The organism is Pseudoalteromonas sp. Z1A8, assembly GCF_011378855.1.
GTDB lineage: Bacteria > Pseudomonadota > Gammaproteobacteria > Enterobacterales > Alteromonadaceae > Pseudoalteromonas.
On the sequence record NZ_WTLB01000092.1, the window covers coordinates 1 to 7,420 of the forward strand.

Here is a 7,420-nt window from a genome sequence, read left to right on the forward strand (position 1 = left end):
AAATACTAGACGCAAAGGCAAGCTCACTGACTTCGATGTGATAAATGATAGCTAATCATTTATCAATGAGAGATACAAGACGCTGAGCTTGCTCGCGTGAGAAGCGCAGCTTCTAATCACTTACCACTGATATAACTGATACTTTATTTACGAGCTTCGCTCGTCGCGTCAGCAAGTTGCACGCCTACAAATAAAGCCAGCTCTAATCTTTAAATCCAAACCCCGAGCTTATTTATTCGTTGTAGACGCTGAGCTTGCTCGCGTGAGAAGCGGCAGCTTCTAATCACTTACCGCCGATATAACTCAGACTTTATTTACGAGCTACGCTCGTCGCGTCAGCAAGCTGCACGCCTACAAGTAAAACCAGCTCTAATCTTTAAATCCAAACTCCGAGTTTGTTTATTCGTTGTAACCGCTGAGCTTGCTCGCGTGAGAAGCGAAGCTTCTAATTACTAACCACTAATATAACGGATATTTTATTTACGAGCTTCGCTCGTCGCGTCAGCAAGCTGCACGCCTACAAGTAAAGCCAGCCCTAATCTTTAAATCCAAACTCCGAGCCTATTCATTCGCTGTAGACGCTGAGCTTGCTCGCGTGAGAAGCGTAGCTTCTAATTACTATATCCATTCAAAGCCTAATCAAGCCCACTTAGCCCCTTTCTAAAGCTGCTCTTTAATATTACCTATGTTATTTTAAACGCCTTGTTTAAAAGGATCTGACTGCATGTTTAAAACCGCATTTATTACTCTATTTTTATTTCTTAGCGCTATTTTTATTTCAAGCGTGCAAGCCAACGAAGCTAATAACTCACTTGTTGTAGGTGCGCAGCAATATACTAAATATTTACCACAGTTAAAAAATAAACGTATAGGGCTCGTGGTCAATCAAACATCAACGGTAGGGCAAACTCACTTAGTAGATGCTCTACTGACTAAAAGCATCTACATAACTAAAATTTTTGCACCTGAGCATGGCTTTAGGGGCGATCACGATGCGGGCGCGCATGTAAAAAATGCCGTTGATAGCAAAACGGGTATTCCGCTTATTTCTATTTATGGTAAAAATAAAAAACCAAGCCAAGCTGCTGTAGCCGATGTTGATGTCATTATTTTTGACATTCAAGATGTAGGCGTACGTTTTTATACCTACATAAGCTCTATGCACTACATGATGGAAGCCGCTGCAGAGCAGGGGATAGAATTTTTAGTACTCGACAGACCCAACCCAAATATTGCCTACGTTGATGGGCCAATATTAGAGCCAGAATTTAAATCGTTTGTAGGCATGCACCCCATTCCTGTATTGCATGGTATGACCGTTGGCGAGCTTGCCAACATGATCAAAGGTGAGGGTTGGATCAATAAAGCGGGCGATTTAAAACTAACCGTGATCCCTGTTGATCATTACGCTCGCAAAAGTACCTATAGCTTGCCTGTAAAACCCAGCCCTAATTTACCTAACGATCAAGCCATTGCACTTTACCCATCACTTTGCTTTTTTGAGGCAACGCCTATTAGCATTGGTAGAGGTACCGACTTTGCATTTCAGGTAATAGGTTACTCGCCAGTTGCACTGGGTGATTTTAATTTTACACCGCGCGCAATTAAAGGCGCTGCTTTAAATCCTAAATTTAAAAACCAAACCGTACAAGGGCTCGATTTAAGACAAGCAAATATTACAGGTTTAAATTTAACTTACTTAATAAATGCGTACACGGAGCTTAGTAAAAATAACATTTCGTTTTTTGAACGCGCTGACTTTATGGATAAACTAGCGGGTACTAATAAATTGCGCTTAGCTATTGAAGCAGGGCAATCAGAGGCGCAAATAAAACAAAGTTGGCAGGCGGGGCTTGCGCAATTTAAAGCGCAAAGAGCGCCTTACTTGTTATATAAATAAGGGCTAAGCATGTTTATTGCTTTAAAAAATCAAAGGTGTAGTTATATAAAAAAAGCATTTATAGCGGCGTTAAGCTTTATTGTTGTGGGTTGTAGTACACCACCTGAGCCTATTAGCTCGGTGCTACCACTTACAAAAAGCCAACTTGTAGAACTGCCTAACGCACAAGTGGTTGTAACGTTTCCTGAGGTAAATCCAAGTAGCCGGTTTTATGTAAATAACCGAGGAACGTTTAAAGCTTACAAAGGGCGCGGGCAATTATTAATACAAAACCACAACGCACAAAGCGCCGATATTTACATTAATAATCAAAAGCTCGACGTTAACCAACTAAGCGCCAACACCTTATACAATTACAGCTTGGCAAAAAACACTCACAACGGCGTTAATACCTTTAAAGTTGAAAATATTCTCCCTGCTGGCGCAAGTTTAACGCTGCGTTTTGCATTTCCTACTTTAAGCGACGATCCAGTAAAAAATGTAGATTTTAGCGAAGTGGATGCGTTAATAAATCGCGATGTAAAAGCGGGTTTTCCTGGGGCTGTGTTGGCTGTTGTTAAAAATGGCGAGCTAATAAAGTTAACTGCTTATGGCGATGCAAAGCAATATCAGCAAAGTGACTTAATGCTGTTACGCCCGGAGCTAATGCAAACTAATACCTTGTTTGATTTAGCCTCAAACACCAAAATATTTGCCACCAACTTTGCCCTTATGAAATTAGTAAGCGAAGGGCTATTAAATATTAATAAACCCGTACAAAGCTACCTAAGCGAATATAAAGGCGAAGGGCGCTCACAACGCACAGTAAAAGATTTACTTACACACAGCGCCGGATACCCGCCAGTATTTGACTTTCATCGTAAAGATGGCAGCAATGGCGACGCGTTTTATTCGCAAAACAGTAAAACCACCAAACAGCTATTACTTACCAGCGTGCCTTTTAGCAGTAAATCATCTGCTCAGCCTATTTACTCAGATATTGATTACATGATTTTAGGCGTGCTCATTGAGCGTATTACAGGGCAACCTTTGGATGAATACCTAGAGCAGCACGTGTATGCGCCACTAAAATTAACTAACACGTTATTTAATCCACTGAAAAAAGGCTTTAAGCCGCAGCAATTTGCAGCCACAGAGCTTAGCGGTAACACGCGAGACGGGCGTATTAAGTTTGATAATATTCGCACCACTGTTTTACAAGGCCAAGTGCATGACGAGCGAGCTTACTACTCGCTTGATGGCGTAGCAGGGCATGCGGGGTTATTTAGTAACGCCCACGACTTAGCTGTGCTTTGCCAGTTATTACTAAATAGCGGTGGCTACGGCGACCAACAATTATTTAGTGCAAGCGCCTTAGCACAATTTTTAACGCCGCAAAGCAGCGATGAAACCTACGGGCTTGGCTTTAGGCTTGCCGGCAATAACCAAGCAAGGCGCTGGCACTTTGGCCCTTATGCAAGCGCACAGGCTTATGGTCACACAGGTTGGACGGGTACAGTGACCGTAATTGACCCCGCTTACGACTTAGCTATTGTTTTACTTACTAATGCTCGCCATAGTGCCATTAAAGGCTCGCAAAAACGCTACGAATTTACAGGCAAACAATTTGAAACAGCACAGTACGGATCGGTAGTGTCGCTTATTTATGAAGCACTACTAAATCAATAAGCTATCGTATAGGTTAAAACGTACTAACTGTGCTACTCCAAGTGATTTATTTACAGGTGACTTGAGTAAGCCAATCCATTAAGCTAAGCGGTCTATAAAACTAAGCCGGTTTATGTTGTTAGGCTTAACAAATAAGCGTTAAAACGCGTACAAAGCGAGGCTACTCGCTAATAATTAAGGTTAACTTTTTATGCATTGGTATTCTATTTTACCGCCGCTAATTGCGATTGCTATCGTGTTTTGGCGAAAAGAAGTGATTATGGCGCTACTTGTTGCCGTTGCTTCTTCTGAGTTTTTACTCGCCTTACAGGGCGAAGGTAATAGCTTGTTTGATACTTTTTTAAATACCATTGAACGTATTATTTCGGTTGCCAGCTCGCCAGGTAATACACGCATATTAATATTTAGTATTTTAATTGGTGCACTGCTTGCCTACATTCGTGAATCTGGCGGCGTTGCAGCAACTGTTAATATGCTAATGAACAAAGGTATTGCAAAAAGTAAGCGCCAAGTGGGATTTTTAACCATGTTTACTGGCATAGCGGTATTTATAGAATCTAACCTGAGCGTACTTACCTCGGGTATTTTATCGCGTGGCTTGTTCGATAAATTTAAAATGAGTCGAGCGCGTCTAGCTTACATTATTGACAGCACCAGTGCGCCAGTGTGTATTTTAATACTACTTAATGGCTGGGGTGCGTTTGTACTTGGTTTGTTAGGTAACTACGAGCTAGGTGAGTCGGCGGTATCGGTATTGTGGGGCAGCGTTGGGTATAACTTTTACGCCATAATTACCCTTGTTATTGTTTTTTACACAATAGCGTTTGATAAAGTGCACGGCCCAATGAAAGAAGCCGAAGAAAAACTAGAGCTTCAAACAACCGACTTAAAAGATGAAATAAAAGCCTCTAAAGCGCGTTACATGTTAATCCCGCTTATTACGCTCATTACCAGCATGGTTGGCTTTATGTATTACACCGGTAATGGTGTATTAGCAGAGGGCAGCGGTTCTAAATCAGTATTATATGCAACGGTTTTAGCCATTGTTGTCGCTTACTTTTTAATGATTGGTTCGCGTAAATTTACGCACCATCAATTAGTTGATACCGGTTTTAAAGGTATGGGCGAATTAATGCCATTGGTTGCCATTGTACTGCTTTCGCTTACACTTGGCGCAAGCTTAAAAGAGTTGGGTACTGGCGTATTTGTAGCATCACTTGTTGGCGACTACCTACCTATTTACTTAATCGTACCGGTGCTGTTTTTAACAGGTGCGGTTATGTCGTTTACTACGGGTACATCGTGGGGCACGTTTGCTATATTAATCCCAATTGGTGTGCCACTTATTCAAGCGCTAGGTTTACCGCCATCGCTTGTTGTTGGTGCTATTTTGGGTGGTGGTATATTTGGCGATCACTGCTCGCCTATATCCGACACCAGTGCTGTATCGGCTATTGCATCGGGGTGTGACTTACTCACCCACGTTAAAACGCAGCTACCGTATGCCTTATTTGGTGGCGGCCTTACGTTTTTAGCGTACTTAGTAACAAGCATTATTGTTTTATAAAATTTGATTATTTAAATACTCAAAAGCCTGCTTAATCGCAGGCTTTTTTGTTTTTAAAAATAAATAAAGCTAAGTTGAATCGAGCTAAGTAATATTAAGTCCAGCAACACTCTCTTTTTTATCTAAATTATTTAAATATAGACTTAAGTACCCGTATTTATATTTTTTAGGTTATTGTATAGCATGAGCTTTAAGCTTTTTGTTAGCTATAAATTCTTACTTTTTAATACCAATTCGCTTAATTAAGTAATCTATTTTGAGGCTGGAAAAACGTGTTGATAGCTAGGCAAAAAAATCGCTATTTAGTTGTTCTAAATGAGAATTTTTTAACGCAGGTAGCGACACGTTTAGCCCCGCAAAATGACTAAGTATTATTGCGGATTGGTATAATTCATATAAGGCTGTAAATCCACACTATGTTTGCAATTGATAATATCATTCTCGTTAGTGCCATATTAATTTTACTAGGAGTGATCTCGAGCAAGTTATCTGCACGCGTTGGCTTACCTGTACTGGTGCTATTTTTACTTGTAGGTATGCTCGCAGGTGAAGACGGTATTGCAGGTATTTCATTCGACAACGCAGAGGCCGCACATGCTCTGGGTACTCTTGCGCTTGCCATTATTCTATTTGATGGCGGCTTACAAACGCCCACCAGTTCAATTAAACAAGTGTGGAAACCCGCGTCTGCTTTAGCAACTGTCGGGGTGTTATTTACTGCTGTAATTACAGGCCTTGTGGCCACTTATATTTTAGACTTACCCATATTACAAGGTGTTTTACTGGGCGCTATTGTTGGCTCTACAGATGCCGCAGCAGTGTTTGCGCTTTTACGAAGTGCGGGCATTCACTTAAACAAAAAGCTTAAATCTACCCTTGAAATAGAAAGTGCCTCGAACGATCCAATGGCTATTTTTCTAACGGTTGGTTTGCTCGAAATGCTCGTTAACGACATGCCAATAGGGCTGGATTTACTACAGCTATTTGCTCAACAAATGGGTGTTGGCGCTATTTGTGGTCTTTTAATTGGCAAAGTATCGGTTTGGTTTATTAATCGAATTAAACTAAATGCATCGGGTTTGTATTTAGTGATGGTAACAGCATTTGGACTGCTTTCTTTTGGCCTTTCTGCAACGCTCGGCGGCAGTGGGTTTTTAGCTGTATTTATAACAGGTGTTATTTTAGGTAACAGCAAGTTTGTATATAAACGCGGTATTTTTCTGTTTCATGACGGCTTAGCATGGCTTGGGCAAATAACCATGTTTGTTGTATTAGGGCTCCTTATTAACCCATCGTCATTGGTTGATGTATGGTTAGAAGGATTGCTTATTGCACTGGCACTCATTTTTGTTGCTCGCCCATTAGCTGTAGCCCCTATTTTAAAACTGTTTGGCTTTAATAATCGCGAAACTTTGTTCGTATCTTGGGTTGGCCTTAGAGGCTCAGTACCCATTATTTTAGCTATTTTCCCATTACTATTTGGCCTTTCAGGGGCTGAGCTTATTTTTAATGTTGTTTTTTTCGTGGTGTTAATTTCAGCCACGTTACAGGGCTCAACAATGCCTTGGATGGCTAAAAAACTAAATTTAGTGGAGCCGCCGCCCGACCTAGCCGCTGCAACACTCGAAATCACAGCCCTAAACGATATTGATATAGAAATTGTAGAATACACATTAAGTGACGTTTCGCGTGTTTCAGGGCGCAGTTTGTCACATGCCGCACTTCCCGAGAGTGTGGTTGTTGCTATGATCACACGGGGTCCGTCAATTATTCCGCCACGAGGCTCAACTAAGTTAAAAGCAAACGATCATTTATTTGTTGTTTTAAAACCAGATAACCGACCTTTTGTTGATTTAGTTTTTACAGCAACCGATAAAACTAACCATCAAGATAGCCACTTAGCGCACAACGAACTTAAAGTGAAAGGGGTAACGTTGGTAGGCGATATATTTTACTCTTACCACATGCAAATAGACGCCCCAGAAGAGATAAGCTTAGAAGAAGTGATTAACCAAAAGCTTTCAGGAGAAGTCAGTAAAGGCGATATTGTTGTTATTGGTAATGTGCAAATACGCGTTATAACAATGGTACATACACGCATAGTGACCATTGGCTTAAAGTATTTAAACAATCCAGAAAAGCGACTTTTAAAGCAGTAATCATTAACAATGATTTGTTTAGCGCTAGGCTCACGTTTATAGCGTACGTAGATACCATCTCTTCTAACCAGCCTCAAGCTTTCTTTAAATAGCTTGAGGCTGGTATTCAGTTTGATTCTTCACAAC

At 40.9% G+C, this 7,420-nt stretch carries 4 protein-coding genes; all 4 read left to right on the forward strand.

Features of this window, described 5'->3' with window-relative positions; genetic code table 11:
- Window positions 1-724: 724 nt before the first annotated feature.
- The 4 genes from GQR55_RS19400 to GQR55_RS19415 all read left to right on the forward strand — a co-directional run bounded on the left by GQR55_RS19400 (window position 725) and on the right by GQR55_RS19415 (window position 7,294).
- Window positions 725-1,900 (forward strand): DUF1343 domain-containing protein, encoded by a 1,176-nt coding sequence (locus GQR55_RS19400; protein ID WP_166421891.1) that lies wholly within the window; start codon window positions 725-727, stop codon window positions 1,898-1,900.
- A 9-nt stretch (window positions 1,901-1,909) separates the two neighbouring features.
- Window positions 1,910-3,568: a penicillin binding protein PBP4B gene (pbp4b, locus tag GQR55_RS19405; RefSeq protein WP_166421892.1), complete on the forward strand. Its 1,659-nt coding sequence runs from the start codon at window positions 1,910-1,912 to the stop codon at window positions 3,566-3,568.
- 190 nt (window positions 3,569-3,758) lie between these two features.
- The gene (locus GQR55_RS19410) at window positions 3,759-5,135 is read left to right on the forward strand and encodes a Na+/H+ antiporter NhaC family protein (RefSeq protein WP_166376501.1); all 1,377 of its coding nucleotides are present in this window, start codon (window positions 3,759-3,761) and stop codon (window positions 5,133-5,135) included.
- Window positions 5,136-5,551: 416 nt separating this feature from the next.
- A complete protein-coding gene (locus GQR55_RS19415; protein ID WP_024607631.1) occupies window positions 5,552-7,294 on the forward strand; it encodes a potassium/proton antiporter in 1,743 nt (580 codons plus the stop codon).
- Window positions 7,295-7,420: the final 126 nt, after the last annotated feature.

What these genes read in the sequence shown, in the direction of transcription:
- GQR55_RS19400 (WP_166421891.1), top strand. Translation starts at nt 725, where the DNA reads ATGTTTAAAACCGCATTTATTACTCTATTTTTATTTCTTAGCGCTATT.
- pbp4b (WP_166421892.1), top strand. Translation starts at nt 1,910, where the DNA reads ATGTTTATTGCTTTAAAAAATCAAAGGTGTAGTTATATAAAAAAAGCA.
- GQR55_RS19410 (WP_166376501.1), top strand. Translation starts at nt 3,759, where the DNA reads ATGCATTGGTATTCTATTTTACCGCCGCTAATTGCGATTGCTATCGTG.
- GQR55_RS19415 (WP_024607631.1), top strand. Translation starts at nt 5,552, where the DNA reads ATGTTTGCAATTGATAATATCATTCTCGTTAGTGCCATATTAATTTTA.